The 16846-nt window shown below is 41.9% G+C and carries 12 protein-coding genes; 3 read left to right on the top strand and 9 right to left on the bottom strand.

Annotated features, from left to right (window positions below; genetic code table 11):
- Position 1: 1 nt before the first annotated feature.
- Complete coding sequence (locus KSX81_RS04005) at positions 2–667, bottom strand: DUF5063 domain-containing protein (RefSeq protein WP_004320881.1); 666 nt, start codon at positions 665–667, stop codon at positions 2–4.
- Between the two features lie 125 nt (positions 668–792).
- Between KSX81_RS04005 and KSX81_RS04000 the strand changes: the two genes are divergently transcribed.
- Genes KSX81_RS04000 through trxB form a run of 3 tightly spaced genes read left to right on the top strand, consistent with a single transcriptional unit; the run spans position 793 to position 4930 of the window.
- A complete protein-coding gene (locus KSX81_RS04000) occupies positions 793–3279 on the top strand; it encodes a DNA translocase FtsK (protein ID WP_004301818.1) in 2487 nt (828 codons plus the stop codon).
- Between the two features lie 19 nt (positions 3280–3298).
- Entirely contained in the window at positions 3299–3943 is a 645-nt protein-coding gene (locus tag KSX81_RS03995) for a LolA-like putative outer membrane lipoprotein chaperone (protein WP_004301819.1), read from the top strand.
- Between the two features lie 36 nt (positions 3944–3979).
- Positions 3980–4930, top strand: a complete 951-nt coding sequence (gene trxB / locus KSX81_RS03990; RefSeq protein WP_004301820.1) for a thioredoxin-disulfide reductase — start codon at positions 3980–3982, stop codon at positions 4928–4930.
- A 169-nt stretch (positions 4931–5099) separates the two neighbouring features.
- Here the strand turns inward: trxB and KSX81_RS03985 are convergent, their stop codons facing one another.
- The 8 genes from KSX81_RS03985 to KSX81_RS03950 all read right to left on the bottom strand — a co-directional run bounded on the left by KSX81_RS03985 (position 5100) and on the right by KSX81_RS03950 (position 16828).
- On the bottom strand, positions 5100–7529 hold the full coding sequence (locus KSX81_RS03985) for a beta-N-acetylhexosaminidase (RefSeq protein ID WP_004301821.1): 2430 nt from the start codon (positions 7527–7529) through the stop codon (positions 5100–5102).
- A 158-nt stretch (positions 7530–7687) separates the two neighbouring features.
- Positions 7688–8977: a thioredoxin domain-containing protein gene (locus tag KSX81_RS03980; RefSeq protein ID WP_004320880.1), complete on the bottom strand. Its 1290-nt coding sequence runs from the start codon at positions 8975–8977 to the stop codon at positions 7688–7690.
- A gap of 20 nt (positions 8978–8997) precedes the next feature.
- Positions 8998–10173: a pepsin/retropepsin-like aspartic protease family protein gene (locus KSX81_RS03975; RefSeq protein ID WP_004301823.1), complete on the bottom strand. Its 1176-nt coding sequence runs from the start codon at positions 10171–10173 to the stop codon at positions 8998–9000.
- Positions 10160–11302, bottom strand: a complete 1143-nt coding sequence (locus KSX81_RS03970; RefSeq protein ID WP_004301824.1) for an aspartyl protease family protein — start codon at positions 11300–11302, stop codon at positions 10160–10162. The genes KSX81_RS03975 and KSX81_RS03970 overlap by 14 nt, the downstream gene beginning before the upstream one ends.
- Before the next feature lie 9 nt (positions 11303–11311).
- The gene (locus KSX81_RS03965; protein ID WP_004301825.1) at positions 11312–13018 is read right to left on the bottom strand and encodes a S8 family serine peptidase; all 1707 of its coding nucleotides are present in this window, start codon (positions 13016–13018) and stop codon (positions 11312–11314) included.
- A 30-nt stretch (positions 13019–13048) separates the two neighbouring features.
- Complete coding sequence (locus KSX81_RS03960) at positions 13049–14056, bottom strand: TlpA family protein disulfide reductase (RefSeq protein ID WP_004301826.1); 1008 nt, start codon at positions 14054–14056, stop codon at positions 13049–13051.
- 99 nt (positions 14057–14155) lie between these two features.
- Positions 14156–15217, bottom strand: a complete 1062-nt coding sequence (locus KSX81_RS03955) for a hypothetical protein (RefSeq protein ID WP_032848711.1) — start codon at positions 15215–15217, stop codon at positions 14156–14158.
- A 48-nt stretch (positions 15218–15265) separates the two neighbouring features.
- Complete coding sequence (locus KSX81_RS03950; protein ID WP_004301828.1) at positions 15266–16828, bottom strand: RagB/SusD family nutrient uptake outer membrane protein; 1563 nt, start codon at positions 16826–16828, stop codon at positions 15266–15268.
- Positions 16829–16846 lie beyond the last annotated feature (18 nt).

Genomic DNA, 16846 nt, shown 5'->3' with positions numbered 1-16846 from the left:
TTTATTTTAATTCATCATCGTGGCAATGGCAACCGTCTTCGTGACAGTGGCAATCATCATCGTGGCAATGACAGCCATCTTCTTCACAACAATCGGTGTCGTCGCTTGGTTCGTAAAATCCTTCTTCATTACCTACTTCCTCTTCTTCTTCCTCCTGGTTGTATTTCACGTCATGAAGGGCGCGAAGTGTGTTTACCAGTTTCTGTCCCCACAGTGTACCGAAGTTTTCCTGGCAGATGGCCAATGAATCATTCATTGTTTCGTTCAGTCCCAGTTGGAAGACAAATATGAAATCTTTAATATCCTGATAAATGTCGGCCAGGTCTTCCGATATAGACTTCTTGATAGGTTGGTCGCTATACACCATATCTTGCACGAATACGTCCAGATAATCATCCTTGTCAGCCATCAATCCGGAAAGGTTGATACGCAGAATTTCGTAAATCTCTTCTGTGACATACGTTTCAAGTGCTTCGTCCCCGATAGTCTCACATTTGGGCAGCATAGATGCTTTGAGATAGAGTAGTGGAAGTATTTTTAATGATGTATCAACGAAAGTGCTACGCTTCATGCGTTCGGCACGTTCGAGAAATGCACAAAATTCGGCAGCTACCGTTACGAACTCAATTACGTTTTTATCAAATATCGTTTGGCTTTCTTTTTCCATGATCTATATTGATTTGAAACGCAAAGGTAAGAAAAAGGATTGAATGAGCGTAGTGCTCGTTATTTTTTTATTATTTTTGCAGCTTAGAATCTCATTCCAGTTTTATAAAAAAGAATTAAAGACTCATGGCAAAGAAGAAATTAGATAAGGAGGCGGAACGTACTCCCTCTTCCCCCAGTAAAATTGTGGCTGTATTTAAGAATGAAACCATTCATTTTGTAATCGGATTGATGCTGGTCATCTTTTCCGTTTACCTGTTGTTGGCTTTTTCTTCCTTCTTCTTCACGGGGGCTGCCGATCAAAGTATTATTGATAGTGGTAGTTCGGCAGATTTGGCAGCTGTTAATAATCAAGTGAAGAATTATGCAGGTTCACGCGGAGCGCAGTTGGCCAGTTATCTGATTAATGACTGTTTCGGCGTTTCCTCTTTCTTCATACTTGTTTTCCTGGCAGTGGCAGGATTGAAGTTAATGCGTGTACGTGTTGTACGTCTGTGGAAGTGGTTTATCGGCTGCACACTCTTGCTGGTCTGGTTCTCCGTATTCTTCGGATTTGCCTTTATGGATCATTATCAGGATTCCTTCATTTATTTGGGAGGTATGCACGGATATAATGTCAGTCGTTGGCTGATTTCGCAAGTTGGAGTACCCGGTGTGTGGATGATCCTGTTGATAACGGCTATCTGTTTCTTCATATATATAAGTGCACGTACCGTCATCTGGTTGCGTAAACTCTTCGCATTGAGTTTCTTGAAACGCGAAAAGAAAGAAGAAAAGGAGAATGTTCCGGAAGGAGATCCGGAATTTACGACTTCCCAACCGCAAGAAGTGGAGTTCAATTTGAAACGGACGTATAAACAGACACCTCCTCCGGCACCAGTGATGGATATTCAGGCTGAAGAACCTGAAGACGACTTTCCTATTAATAAACCGGAAAAGGAAGATACTTCCGTATCTGACGAAAGTGAAGGAGTGACTATGGTATTTGAACCGACTGTTTCCAATCCTGTTCCTATTGTGCAGGAAGACTCTTTGGAAGAGGCGGAACCCGGATTTGAGGTGGAACCGGCAGCTTCGGAAGAAGAATACCAAGGACCTGAACTCGAACCGTATAATCCTACTAAGGACTTGGAAAACTACCGTTTCCCGACTATCGATTTGATGAAGCATTTTGAAAATGATGATCCGACGATTGACATGGACGAGCAGAATGCAAATAAAGACCGCATCATCAATACATTGCGCAGCTTCGGAATCGAAATCAGTACGATTAAAGCAACCGTGGGACCTACGGTAACTCTATATGAAATTACTCCGGAACAGGGAGTACGTATTTCTAAAATCCGTGGTTTGGAAGATGATATCGCATTGAGCCTTTCCGCTGATGGTATCCGTATTATTGCTCCGATACCGGGTAAAGGAACTATCGGTATTGAAGTACCGAACAAGAATCCGAAGATTGTTTCCGGACAGAGTGTGATCGGAAGTAAGAAATTTCAGGAATCCAAATATGACTTGCCTATTGTATTGGGTAAGACGATCACGAACGAAGTCTTTATGTTCGACCTTTGCAAGATGCCGCACGTATTGGTGGCAGGTGCAACCGGTCAGGGTAAATCAGTCGGTTTGAATGCCATTATCACTTCCTTATTATATAAGAAGCATCCGGCAGAATTGAAGTTTGTGCTGGTCGATCCGAAGAAAGTGGAATTCAGTATCTATTCGGTGATTGAAAATCACTTCCTTGCCAAACTTCCTGATGGAGGCGAACCGATTATTACGGACGTAACGAAAGTAGTGCAAACCCTGAACTCTGTTTGTGTGGAGATGGATACCCGTTATGATCTTTTGAAGATGGCACATGTGCGTAATATCAAAGAATATAACGAGAAATTTATCAACCGCCGCCTGAATCCAGAAAAGGGACATAAGTTTATGCCGTATATCGTAGTGGTGATTGACGAGTTCGGAGATTTGATTATGACCGCCGGTAAGGAAGTGGAACTTCCGATTGCCCGTATTGCACAGTTGGCGCGTGCTGTCGGCATCCACATGATTATCGCTACACAGCGTCCGACTACTAATATTATTACAGGTACGATCAAAGCCAACTTCCCTGCACGTATCGCATTCCGTGTATCTGCCATGATGGACTCCCGTACCATTCTCGACCGTCCGGGTGCTAACCGTTTGATTGGTAAGGGTGATATGCTCTTCTTGCAGGGAGCCGATCCGGTGCGTGTGCAGTGTGCCTTTATCGATACGCCGGAAGTGGAAGAAATTACGAAGTTTATTGCCCGTCAGCAAAGTTATCCTACTCCGTTCTTCCTGCCAGAGTTCGTGAGCGAAGATGGTGGTAGTGAAGTAGGAGATATTGATATGGGACGGCTTGATCCGTTGTTCGAAGATGCAGCCCGACTGGTAGTGATCCATCAGCAAGGTTCCACTTCGTTAATTCAGCGTAAATTCGCTATCGGTTACAACCGTGCCGGACGTATTATGGACCAACTCGAAAAAGCGGGAATCGTAGGTCCTACCCAGGGAAGCAAGGCGCGCGATGTCTTGTGCATGGATGATAACGATCTTGAAATGCGATTGAACAATTTACAGTAACCGTTCGTTTATTAATCAAATGAGAAAGTACATTTTTAGTGTTTTAATAGCTTTACTGTCTTTGCCTGTGATTGCCCAACAACAGTCGCAGGCTAAAGTCATTCTTGACAAGACGGCAGAGGTGTTTCGTAAAGCAGGTGGTGTAAAGGCTGATTTTACTGTAAAGGCTGTGACGAACGGTCTGGTAGAAGGTGCAGAAAATGGAACGATTCAGTTGAAAGGAGAGAAATTCGTACTGAAAACGTCGGATATCATCACTTGGTTTGATGGAAAAACGCAGTGGAGTTATGTGACAAAGAATGATGAAGTGAACGTCAGCAATCCGACACAGGAAGAGTTGCAGCAGATTAATCCGTATACGTTTCTATATATGTATCAGAAAGGATTCTCTTATAAGTTAGGAGCAACTAAGACGTATCGTGGAAAAGCCGTTTGGGAAGTCGTTTTGACTGCCAGGGATAAGAAACAGGAGTTGGAACATATCACTCTTTTTGTGACAAAGGATACTTATGAACCTTTGTGTATTTTGCTTCAACAGCGTGGTCAGCAGACGCGTAATGAGATAACCATTACAAGTTATCAGACTAAGCAGAATTATGCGGATCAGGTTTTTACGTTTGATAAGAAACAATACCCCAATGCGGAGGTAATAGATTTGAGATAATATACGTTTATAACAAAACGATAAAGATAAATTAAAATGGCAGAAATAGAAAAAGTGAAATGCCTGATTATAGGTTCAGGACCTGCCGGATATACGGCAGCGATTTATGCAGGACGTGCAAATTTATGTCCGGTGCTTTATGAAGGATTGCAACCGGGTGGCCAGTTGACTACTACCACGGATGTGGAGAATTTCCCCGGTTATCCGGAAGGAATCAGTGGTCCGCAGTTGATGGAAGATTTGCGTGCACAGGCGAGCCGTTTCGGAACAGATGTTCGTTTCGGTATTGCTACGGCGGCCGATTTGAGCAAAGCCCCTTATAAAATAACAATCGACGGTGATAAGGTTATTGAAACAGAATCATTGATTATTGCTACCGGAGCTACTGCTAAATATCTGGGACTGGAAGATGAAAAAAAATATGCCGGAATGGGTGTAAGCGCTTGTGCCACTTGTGACGGATTTTTCTATCGTAAGAAAGTAGTTGCCGTAGTCGGTGGCGGTGATACGGCTTGTGAAGAAGCTGTTTATCTTGCCGGACTTGCATCCAAAGTATATCTGATTGTCCGTAAACCTTTCCTGCGCGCATCGAAGATTATGCAGGAACGAGTAATGAACCACGAGAAAATAGAAGTTCTTTTTGAACACAACGCAGTTGGTTTGTTTGGCGACAATGGGGTAGAAGGTGTAAACCTGGTGAAACGTTGGGGCGAACCGGATGAAGAACGTTACAGCTTGCCTATCGACGGTTTCTTCCTGGCTATCGGACATCAACCGAATACTGAAATCTTTAAAGAATACGTTGATACGGACGAAGTGGGCTATATCATCACGGAAGGTGATAGTCCCCGTACAAAAGTTCCCGGAGTTTTTGCGGCAGGAGATGTTGCCGATCCGCATTATCGTCAGGCTATTACGGCTGCGGGAAGTGGTTGTAAAGCTGCTTTGGAAGCAGAACGTTATCTTTCTGCCAAAGGACTCATTTAATCCGGTTTATATCCGACCATAGGAGGGTATTAAAACCCTTATAAATATGAAAATCACCCACGCTAGAGTTTAATCTGTAGCGTGGGTGATTTTGTTGAGAGGGGAGTCTTGCTCCCCTTTATTTTATAAACTCAAAGCTTTTCGAACAATATTTGTCGATTGTCTTTGGTTAATACGCTTCTATTTCATCTATCCATAATTCGGCAGGAATGACTTCCGGCCCGTTATTCTTTTCAAAGTTGACACCATTACGCAGTGTGCCACCATTCTTGATTTTGACTTTCAGGAATGTAGCCTGTGCCGGTTCAAACTCAATGGAATCGGTGAATGCAATTCTTCCTGTTTCCGGATAATCGTGTTTCAAAGCTTTTTCGGCTATCCGTGTGTATTGCTTGCCGTCTGCTGATACTTCTACAGCAACTCCTCCTGCAGGAAGAATTCTCATGGCAGGATTGAATAAAGAACCGAAAATAACTTTGCTGACTTGTGTCGGTTTATCCAGATGAACGATAAATTCCAAGTCCTTACCCTCCACGATGCCAAAACTACACCACGGAGTATAAGAAGCATTATTGCCTCGTTTGCCGTTGGTCAGTCCAAAGGTGGTTTTGTCAGCTCCTAATACATCGTTTTCATCGAATATATCGCCTGTCCATCCCATCGTATAATTAACCGTATAGGGCTTTCCTGTCAATAAATTGCCATACAGTGGCTTGTGAGCTACTTTGCCCAACATCTTTCCGTCTTTGAAAGCAGCGGCTTTCAGGTCGATATTACCTTCAAGAACGAAAGGCTTTTCATATAAGATGGACACTTTGGACGGTTCGCTGCCGTCCGTTGTATACCGGATTTCCGCATTCGGGTAGAAACTTTCCAGCAATACCATTAAAGGGCCGTTTTCATCTGCGTGCGTATTTATATTTACGTCATAGAAGTTGAGACAAGGTTGGGTGTTCATAACTTTCAAACGTTCAAATTCAGTCACCATCCGTTCGCAGAAATTCTTCCAGTCTTTGTTTGCGTTTTGTGTCCAGGCCGTTTCGGCGATAGCCATTGCACGTGGGAAAGCCTGGTAGTCTGTACGTTCTGAAGTCTGCATATATTCTCTCCAAATATTACCTTGTATTCCGATGATATGCTTCTTAGCAAGCTCGTCAGCGTCGTCCGGAACAGGGTTATAACTATATGTTTTCTTCAAGGTATTGTATCCGCCAATAGTAGTCGGAGCAATTTCCGGCTCTTCCTGATAGTAGTCCAGATATACATAAGGATTCGGAGTCATGATGGCATTATGTCCTGCTTTGGCTGCGTTCATACCGCCTTCTACACCGCGCCATGACATAACAGTCGCATTGGGAGCCAGACCACCTTCGAGAATTTCATCCCAGCCAATGATGTTTTTGCCTTTGCTATTCAGGTATTTCTCCATACGGGTAACGAAATAGCTCTGCAACTTATCTTCTTTGCTGTGCTTTATTCCGTCTATCTTACTGGGAGTTGTATCATCTTTCAACCCTAACTGGCGGATTAACTGCTGGCAGAAAGCACTGTTCTTCCACGCTGTCTTGGGACATTCATCGCCACCGATGTGAATGTATTCGCTGGGGAATAATTCTATAACTTCATCCATCACTCCTTCAAAGAATTTGAAAGTCGTTTCACTCGGACAGAATACCTGTTCGAATACTCCCCAGGTAGGAGATACTTTGTAAGTCTGTGTAGAGTCGCATGACAATTCCGGATAGGCGGCAAGTGCAGCCAATGCATGTCCCGGCATTTCTATTTCGGGAACAACATTGATGTATTTACTTGCAGCATAAGCCACTACATCTTTGATTTGCTCCTGTGTATAATAACCTCCATGTTCTTTTCCGTCGAATACTTGCGGATAGTTTACATAGTAATAGTCTACTAATGTCTTTTCACGCTTGGAACCGATTTCCGTCAATTTGGGATATTTCTTGATCTCGATTCTCCATCCCTGATCGTCTGTCAAATGCCAGTGGAAGACATTCATCTTGTTCATAGCCAGTAAGTCGATAAACTTGTAAATGTAGTCTATCGGTACATAATGGCGGCATACATCCAACATGAGTCCGCGATGAACAAAACGGGGTGAATCTTCGATTTCTACGGCAGGAACCGACCAGTCAGCTTTCTTATCCAACTGCTTTCCGTAAATTGCCGGAGGGAGTAACTGATAAAGAGTCTGCACTCCATAAAAGAATCCGTTTGGCTGGGAAGCGGTGAGTGTAATGAGACTGGGAGTGACCGATAATTTATAACCTTCTTTCGGCATACCTTCCTGTACAACAAAAGAGATCGCCGTTTTTCCATCTGCACTTTCAGCTTCTTTCAAGGAGATTCCTGCTGTCAGTTTTAGTTGTTCGGCCAGGCTGTCGGCAATGCTTTTTACTTCCGGAGCATCCGAGAGAACTACGAGGCAGACTTTGTTGTTTAGTTCAAAGCGTCCTTCCTGTGGAAGAATCTGGTTGGGTTTGGGAACGATGTTGTACTCGTTCGCCGCTTCTTTTGTCTTCTGGCAACTGGGGGTAATCATTAGCAAGGACAAAAGAAGAAGAGAAATACTTTTCTTCATGGTCAAAATGTGTGTTAAGTTATAAATAGATTTGACAGGGCAAATGTACTTGTTTATATGATAAGTTCCAATAATATGGAAATAAAAAAAGCCGGAATGATGTCCGGCTTTTAGCTAAAGTTTCAGATTAATGTAGTTATATAATTAAGAGAGAGTTTTTATTTCAGTAGTTGCTCTTCGATGATTTGTACGTACTTCTCCGGAGTAGCTCCGACTTCAATAATCGGTTTGCCGCCTGCAGGTATGAAGAATAAGGTAGGCAATGCCTGTACACCGAAGTGATTGCATAAATCCTTTTCTTTGTCCGCATTAACCTTGTAGAATACAACTTTACCTTTATACTTTTCAGCCAGCTTTTCCATTTCCGGAAGTAAGCGCATGCAAGGTCCACACCAAGTTGCCCAGAAATCAATTACAACCGGTTTGTCGCCATTATAAACGAAATCGTTCCCTTTTCTGTAGTCGAAGATGTGTTCGAGGAAGAATTGGCGGGTAATCGGATTCAGTTTACCGTCTTCAACTTTAGTTTCCGTTACTTTAGCTTCCGCTTCCGGTATAGGAACCATGTCAAACGGCTGGAAATAAATTTTCTGATGAATATAGTCAATGGATATGATTCCGTAGTCCAATATCTTTTTGCCTAATACGGAGCGTTTCAGGTATGGATTCTTCACTGCCATGGCATCCTCAATCTTTGTTTTTACAAACATGGTTTCAGGTAAGATGAGGCTTTCCTCTTCTTGAGTCGCTTCTTTATATCCATTGGAAACTTTTTGGTTGGTTCCTTTGGTATATTGTGTGCTCCATGTATTGAAATCTTTTTCGGTAAGATTCACTAATCCTTCGCTCCATGTATCCAGAACAAGAGAAACGGGTTTTCCCTGAATGGATATCGGACATACGATTCCTAATCCTGTAATTAGCTCAAAGTTCTCCCGGTAGTTTAATTTCATGTAAGAAGGACGATAGGGCTGCGTAATTGTGAGTTTTTTCCGCTGCATATCAATAGTCAGAACGGAAGTGCGGAAAATAGCACCGCTTAATACACCCATCACTCCCAGCTTGCGCAGATATGGTTCGTCTTCCAGAGTGAAAGCAGGCAGATCGTTGTTAAACGTGTTGTTGCCAATAGCAACTGTTGCCATTTCATATACTTTTCCAACAGGTACTTGTTTGAATACAAAATCCTGATAAGCACTAAAAGTACCGTTCTTCCCCGTGTCGATGCGTAACTTCTTGAGAGCCTCAGGAAGCAGGGCGTTATGTCCTGACAGATCGAGGACGAAGTCTGCCACTTCGCCATTAATGGCGGCTTCTACGATAATCTTTCCATCAATGGTTTTGAATGGAATGACCTCTGTCATACTGTTCTGTGTCTGTGCACTGATTCCTCCGGCAATACAAAATGCAAGTAGACAGAGATACATCTTTGTTATTATTCGCTTCATATCTTTTTTCTGTTTAAAGTTCATTTCTCTTTCCTGATTTCAATCTTTTTCTCTTGATTGTCTTTCTTGACAATAATATAACCGGTATCACCGGGGATGGCGTTCATGATATCTTCCACAGCCATTTGGCTCATGGGACAATCGTCCAAAGAAGTACCGTTGATATTAATCACCTGGTCGCCGAAAGCAACTTTATCTTTCATGCTGTCCCAGATCGTTGTAATTTCGAATCTGTCATTGCGTGGCAGAATACTCACGTTCCAGAGAGCGGGAGCACCGCCCATGTCGGTTTTTCCTTCTTCAAACGGGAAAAAGTAGAATCGTCTGCGCATATAATCGATAATTACTTTACCGTATTCCAGTAAATCCACCCCGATGATGCTTCCATTCATCACTGTGGTCGTACTACCCACGTTCGTGAATTCTTTCCCCATGATGTTGATAGGAGGAACAGTCACCTTCTTTATATCCACCGGCTTGCCTAGACCTGTTATTCCGGCAGCTACGATACCATATCCATGGTTAGTAACTTTCGAAATGTCAGACAGCCTTTCATAATCTTCTGTAGAATAAAGCAGAAAGCCTCCCGCACCTGTATCGAACAGAACCTTGAAGTCATTGTCCCCTAAGCGGACATTGACAATGGAGTGATGATCCGTCTCATCCAACAGCGGAATCCCATCCGTTACTTTTAGTCCTTCGGGACGATACGGATAATTGATAACCATTATTTTAGAACGGGAATCGAATGTGACTACCGACTGTGCGAAAGCGTCTCCTCCAAGAATACCGACAACCCCTAGTCCGGTGAAGAATGGATTCTTAGGCAGTACCATCGTCTTCAACTGCTTGATTTTATAGTTTTCCCCGATAGAAACATTCTGTACGTGCGCTTCCTGATAATTGGAGCCTTGTGCATTCACATCGGAGATACGCATATATCCTGCGGCAGTAGCTTTCATTTCCGTTGCGGCATCATACATCGTTCCGGTTCTTCCTCCCGTATCGACGATATATTTCACTTTTATACCGTTAACAGTGACGGGGATAATGATTTTCTCTTGTATAAACTCATAAGGAATGGTGTCGCAAACCTTATTCCGGATTTGCGCTGCCATTCTTTGTCCGCAGTTTAGAAATAATAGCAGCCATAAGCCGGTCAGTATTCCTATACTTTTCATATTATTCTTTTTCATAGATAATATCCTTTACTCCGGAAGCTGTCTCAATCGTCAGTTTCGTCTTCTTTTTCTCTTTTAATTCCGGTATTCCGTTCAGAATACTTTCGCAGAAGTCATATTTCTTAGCAGGTTTGCCATTGATTTTAACTACCTTGTCTCCGACTGCTATCTTACCTTTCGTACTGCTCCATACGGTAGATACAAACAAATCTCCGTCTTTGACCGTTAAGTCAAAGTTGTTACCTTGATTGTTTATTTCATTGTCCGGTTGAAATGCTTCGAAATAGAATCTTCCGCGTGGATAGTCAATGGTCACTTTACCGTATTGCAACAGTTTGACGCCCAATAATGTGTAAGGGTGATTGTTGGTGCTGGTTGTTACGTTACGGAATTTGGTGGCTCCGACTGATAGCAATGGAATACGAACCCTGTAAGAAGAAGCTTTGTCCGCCTGGCCAGATACTCCGATACTCCCTTCTCCATACCCTTCGGAAACCACTTCCATAGAGGCTTCCAGTTTGATTTTTTCAAAATCACTTTCGATAAGTGATAACAGACTGGGACTACCTGTATCGAATAATACATTTATATTGCTAACCGGAGCTATTTGTATGCTGACGATCGGCATACCGCCCCCTTTGGTGAAATTCAACATCTTTCGTAAAGACACTGTCGATGGCTTTTCAGCAGAGGTAACTATAATATTTTTGGCTTGTGAATCAATAGTGACAATGGTGTTGGCGAATAAATCACTGCCGATGATGCCATCTACTCCAAAACATTCCCAGCCTTTTACTTCATCAATGACCAGTGACGGAGCATTTTTGAAATTAATAACATGGTCGGGGGTAGTCAGGTTCTCTATCCGGGTAGTCTTGTAATAGCTTTCCACGTTATTCACATCCGTTACTTTAGCCGAGTCGGTGGCTGCCATTTGCAGTGCCTGGCAGGCTTGAGTCGTGAGTGCCGTACGTCCTCCTGTATCAAAAATGAAAGGACGTGCCGTGCCGTTCACTTTCATTTCGATAATCATCTTTTCACCTACCATCCGGTAAGGTATAGTTGCCTTATATTGTTGGGCGAATACAGGAACCGCCATGCAAAAGGCGACAACGGTTCCTATCATACGAGTCGTATACTTCATAAGCTAATTTTATTTGCTGACTTTTTCTGCTTCCAAAATTGCCTGATAAGCGTTTACAATACCTCCGGAAATACACAAATCATCGAAAAGGAACAAGTCTTGTGAAGGACTGTCGTTTACGCGGATTCCTTTTTCCACTTCCACCCCTTTGCGTGAAGTGACGCTCTTCAGTAGTATGTCACGGATTTGCGAGCCGGTTAATTTAGGGAAATATGATTTCACTAAGGCAGCTACACCGGCTACAGTAGCCGAAGCCATTCCTTCACCTGTACCTTTTTGGTACGTATCACCCATATAGGATGAATAAATATCTGTTCCCGGTGCATAAAGATCGAGAGTAGTTGCACCGTAATTGGTGTTTAGTACCGGATTTCCATTCTTATCAGAAGAAGCAACCACCATAAAATTGGTAAGTTCTCCGTCTTTTCTCATCTTCCGGTTAGGGAAGAATTCATCTTTATCCATATCTACTGACAGATCCCAAACCGGAACTATTACCAATGCTCCTTTCTTTTCAGCTTCTTTCAGCGCATCTGCTACCCATTGTCTCTGTTCTTCCGGGTATAACGAATTTTGTTCCGGCAATAAAATAATATCCGCTCCGTGGTTTACTGCATACCGGATGGCCAGTGCCATATCTTTTAAATAAGGTTCTCCTTCTCCCGGATGAATACGTAAAGTCATAATTTCTGCATTATCGGCAATACCGTTACTTCCGACACCGTTGTCGCGTTTGGCTGCGATCACTCCCGCTTTCATAACTCCTGTTGCTGCGTCAGACGTCAACAGTACATTATTGCCATATTGTGTGTCGTTAATATCCAAGGGATTATCACCTACAATTTCTTTCCGGTTATCAGTTCCGTATTTCTTTAAAGCATCTTCATAGGACGTTTTGGCTGTTGCTACACTTTTCTTTCCCATATTTTGATATACGGGTTCCCATTTATCCGTATTATAGATACTGAAATAGTAGGCAGTAAACACAAAGGCAACTTCTGAAAGACTGTCTCTTTCTGCTTTGGGATCATAACAACTTTGGAAGTCCTCAACGGTTAACTCTTTTCCGGGGAAGCGTTTTTTCATGTCCTTATCGAACTTTTCAACATATTCTTCTATTACATAAGAAAGTTGGAGACCACCATAGGTTCCTCCGATTCTTGATTCCGGCATGACTTTATAGCGATAGTAGTTATATTCTTCCATATTTTCCGGTACGGGAACTTCTTGGCGTTTTCCATTGACAATCTTATAGTACTTTTTTCCATCGAAAATATAGTCAGCATATTTATCTTTTAGGCGGAAAAATTCACGTTCTCCTTCGCGCGTCAGAGCTTCCATTACTTGACCGTCTTTACCTCCGATGAAGTTCCAGCCATTGATATCGTCAACAAGCCCGTTTTTATCATCATCTTTTTGGTTTAGTTTTTCTTTCGGGTTCATCCAGATTGCATGTTTCAGGTCTTCGTGTTCTACGTCCATTCCTGTTCCGATCAATGCAACAACCGGTCTTTTTTTAGCTTTCTTTTTGTTAGCTTTCAGATACTCGTAAGCCTTGTTTACTTCGGCACCATATACACTGTCTTTGTCGAAAGAACAGTTAAACCAGTCCAGTTCGGATTGTTTCTTTTGTGTTTCTGCTTCTTGTTTGACTAACTGAGCCGATACTGTAATGCTGATAAAACAGCATACGATAGGAAATATAAGTTTCTTCATTGTTGATGAGTTATAATTTATACAATCTAGTTATTTTCTTATTTTTAAAATGGCTTCACGCACCTGTTCACCCCGGACATTACGTGCAGCGAGTTTGCCTTCTTTGTCAATGACAACGAGGAAAGGGATGGAGTAGAAACCGTAAGCAGCCTGAATAGCGCTTGGAGTCTTGCTGTTTTTGGGAAATCCTGTTTTATCCCACAACATCACCCACGGCAGTTTTTCTTCATCCAGCATTTTTCTCCATTTTGCTTCGCTGTCATCCAACGAAACACTGATGAATTCTAAATCATCCGCTTTCAGATCATTATATATTGTCAGCATACTGCGCATCTCTTTGCGGCAAGGACCACACCAGGAAGCACAGAAATCCAGTACGACAATTTTTCCACGGAAGTCTTTTAAACTTACACTCTTTCCATTGCTGTCAATGAACGTAAAACCAGGACATTCTGCACCGATGATCTGGTGGGAGAGAACTTCTACTTTGTTGATTAACCATTTGGCAGACAAAGAATTCCTATCTTGTTCCGGTATCATATCCAATAACATTTTGTTGGATGGGTAATCATTCACATCTGCCAGATAAGCTAATGCTGACGCCATGGCAGGCGTCAGTTTTTCTTTGGCAGAAGTCGAGATTGTTGCTTTATCCGGATCTCTTTCGGCCGGCATATAGTTTTGTAAAGTCAGAAACGGATCAATGCCGGTGAATGAAAGTGAGCTTTGTTCGGGATTCTTTTCATCGAAAAAGCCATTGATACTAACAGAAGTATTTTCAAAGTAAATGTTTTGTTCCGTTTTCCCGATACATAGCGTATATACGTCGGGCTGGATCTCTTTCTTTTCTGTTTCGAATACTCCGTTCTGGCTGATGGAACAAGTCAAAACAAGGTTTCCATTCAAATCTTTTACTTGTAAGGTAGTAGGTCTAAGTATCCTTAACTTTCCCTTAAACTGCAGTCCGCCGTTGCTCCATAGGGAGGAGGTGGTGCATAAAAGCAATAGTATTAGTGAGAGTCTTTTTATTAATTCCATAATATTGAGTTTTATAATATATCGTAAAGCAACGAATAGCTTTGTCGTTATCCGTATCTATTTTAATAACTTGGTTACTACTGGATAAAGAAAAAAGTTCTACCAGTCTCCCCAAGGATCATCATCGTCATCTCCTGCATCAGCTTCTGGTAGTTCCGGATAAGGTTTGATATCCCATTCTTCCGGTCCTTGAGCGATAGCTTCCAGGTCAATATTGTATTTTTTTAGATAATTGGTTACAAACTCGAACTTACTACTCATAAATGGATAGGTTGCCGAAGGCCACATTGCTTCCCGTTCTTCCTTAGTAAGACGCATGGCTATTTGCATGTAACCGATAAATGTTTCTTTGGCTGTTGGAGGATTATCAGAATGTGGTTTACTATATTTTGCTGATAATGAATTTACATCACCGGGATAGCCTCTTCTAAGATAATAATTAGGATCAGCTTTGCTTTCAATATCTTCATTTCTGACAATCTTAGTTGAATGGTCGAATCCTGCATCAAATTCATCTTCGGGTACGATAATGTTACCTCTGGTGATGGCTGTGTTTATAACTTCATCAATTATTTTGAAGCGACGCACAGTAAAACTGTCCTTGTTGCCGGCAATAGGGGTTTTCCATCCAGAGATTGGATCATCATAGGTGCTGTGAGCTGCATCTCCCCAGAAGCAAGTTACCCAGCAGTCAGTTTGGCTTTCTTCATGTTCGGATAATGCTACATAATATTCTAACACTCCCGGTACAATGGAGGCAAATACCGAGTAATTGTATCCCACATACCAATACATGGGAAATACTCTGTCCGTAACTTCCCGATTAAGATAAGGGAATATATGATTTTTCATAAAAGTAATATAGAATGCCGCCATCTCCTCATTGAGACAATTTTCGAACACTCTTGTAGAGCCACCGATACCACCACCTGTCCAATTTTTATTGAGGTCTTTTTCTGTGATATCTTTATATATTATTTTCACTCCGAAGTCTTGGTAGATTTTCATGGCATCATTGTCCCAAGAATTATCTCCTTGGGGAAACTCAAATCCTCCGGCCTGTGCAAGTGGGTCTGGTGTCGGGATAATTGAATCATCTTCGTAGCAAGACGTGAATGTGAGACAGAACAATAATATCCATACGTTATATATTGGCTTCATAATTTTCTGTTGTTTAGGATTAACGATCATTATTTTTATAATTTATAGTTAGTTTGTTATGGAAACTCCAACCCGTTCCGGACCGAACGGATTTTGTTCCAATAGTAAGTTTCTTTGCAATACATTTGGAGGTATAGGTAATACGTATGAAGGATCATTTTTTGTTAATGTGTAAATTTTTCCTTCCCATTTGTGCTGTATGGAAGGCATGCCATATCGACGTAAGTCAAACCAGCGTTGGCCTTCGTAACAAAGTTCTTTTCTGCGTTCTTCACGTATCTTGGTAATAAGATCATCTCCACTCAATCCCGAAAAGGATGGTATGTTTCCTTCGTCATATCGTTTTTCCAGTAGTGCGTTCATAGTGGTGATAGCTTCTCCTTCTGCTTGACTCATGGCAGCAGCTTCAGCATAATTCAGATAAGCTTCTGCTACCCGGAAAGAGAGTGCGAAATAATCACTGCTTCCGGAAGTGGGGACAGAACGGAGCGTCTTATATTTGCCATAGGGAAGATACGTATTATAAAATGTACTGCTCTCTGGGACATCTTCATTATACTGTATCTCCCGAGTAATATAACGATCTTTGCGTAAGTCACCTTCCGAGAAACTGTTAATCAACTCATCTGCTGCTTTGAATTTTCTTCTGGTATCGTTATTATTCTTACCTTCCTTTTCAATATAACCTTCGTATTCACCTGTCAAATCTCTTATGGTTCCATAACTCCAGATAACTTCTGGAGAATCATAGGTGTTGAATGTATAATAAGGTTCTTTCATACCCGCTTCCGGTGCAGGGATTGTATTCAGATCGCGCAGTGAAAAGTTCCAATCTTTGATAACTTTTTCTGCATACGTTTTTGCCTCTTTCCAATTTTCCATATAGAGAGCCACACGTGATTTTAATAATTGCACCATAGGTAGGCTAACGAGGTAGTTTGGCTCATATTGTTGTGCGGCGGAGAGAGTCAAGAATAAACGTTCTGCTTCGTTTAGGTCGGCAACAATCTGTAGATATACTTCCTCTACCGTATTTCGTTTCATCAGTACCTCACCTTCATCTCTCATTTTACTGTCAATTTTTAGAGGAACTCCCAATGATTCTTTGTCGTAATTATATGGAAGTCCGTATTGATTAACCAGCATATAATAGAAGAAAGCCCTCAAAGCATAGGATTGTGCCTTGATGTAATTTTTTTCAGCTTCTGTACCGGACACTTCGTCAGTATAATCAAGTGCAGCATTGGCTCCTAAAATATATTCATAAAGGTTTCCCCATGTATTGCTCGGCTCTTGTCCTAATTTTTGTTGCATTTCGAACATATTGGGTTGCCAACTGTACAGTACCTCGAATGTTTCCATTTTTCCCTGTTCATTTTCAGGGAATTCGTAACCCTCCACTTGATTTTGATCGATATCATCTGCAAGTATTTCCAAATAGGCTAGAAATTTGGTATTCCCTTGTTGGGGATAAGCCTCTCCAATAAGCATCTCCTGTAATGCATTGGCATCCTTGGGGATGTATTTGCTTTGTGACTTGGGCTCTAAGAAATCACTGCAGGCAGTGAGACTTGTCAATGTAATTGTATAGATTAAATATTTAAGTTTCATATCTTTCTTTGTTTATAG

This window comes from Bacteroides sp. MSK.18.37, from assembly GCF_019129155.2.
Lineage (GTDB): Bacteria > Bacteroidota > Bacteroidia > Bacteroidales > Bacteroidaceae > Bacteroides > Bacteroides ovatus.
This window is presented reverse-complemented; position numbering and strand designations above follow the sequence as displayed.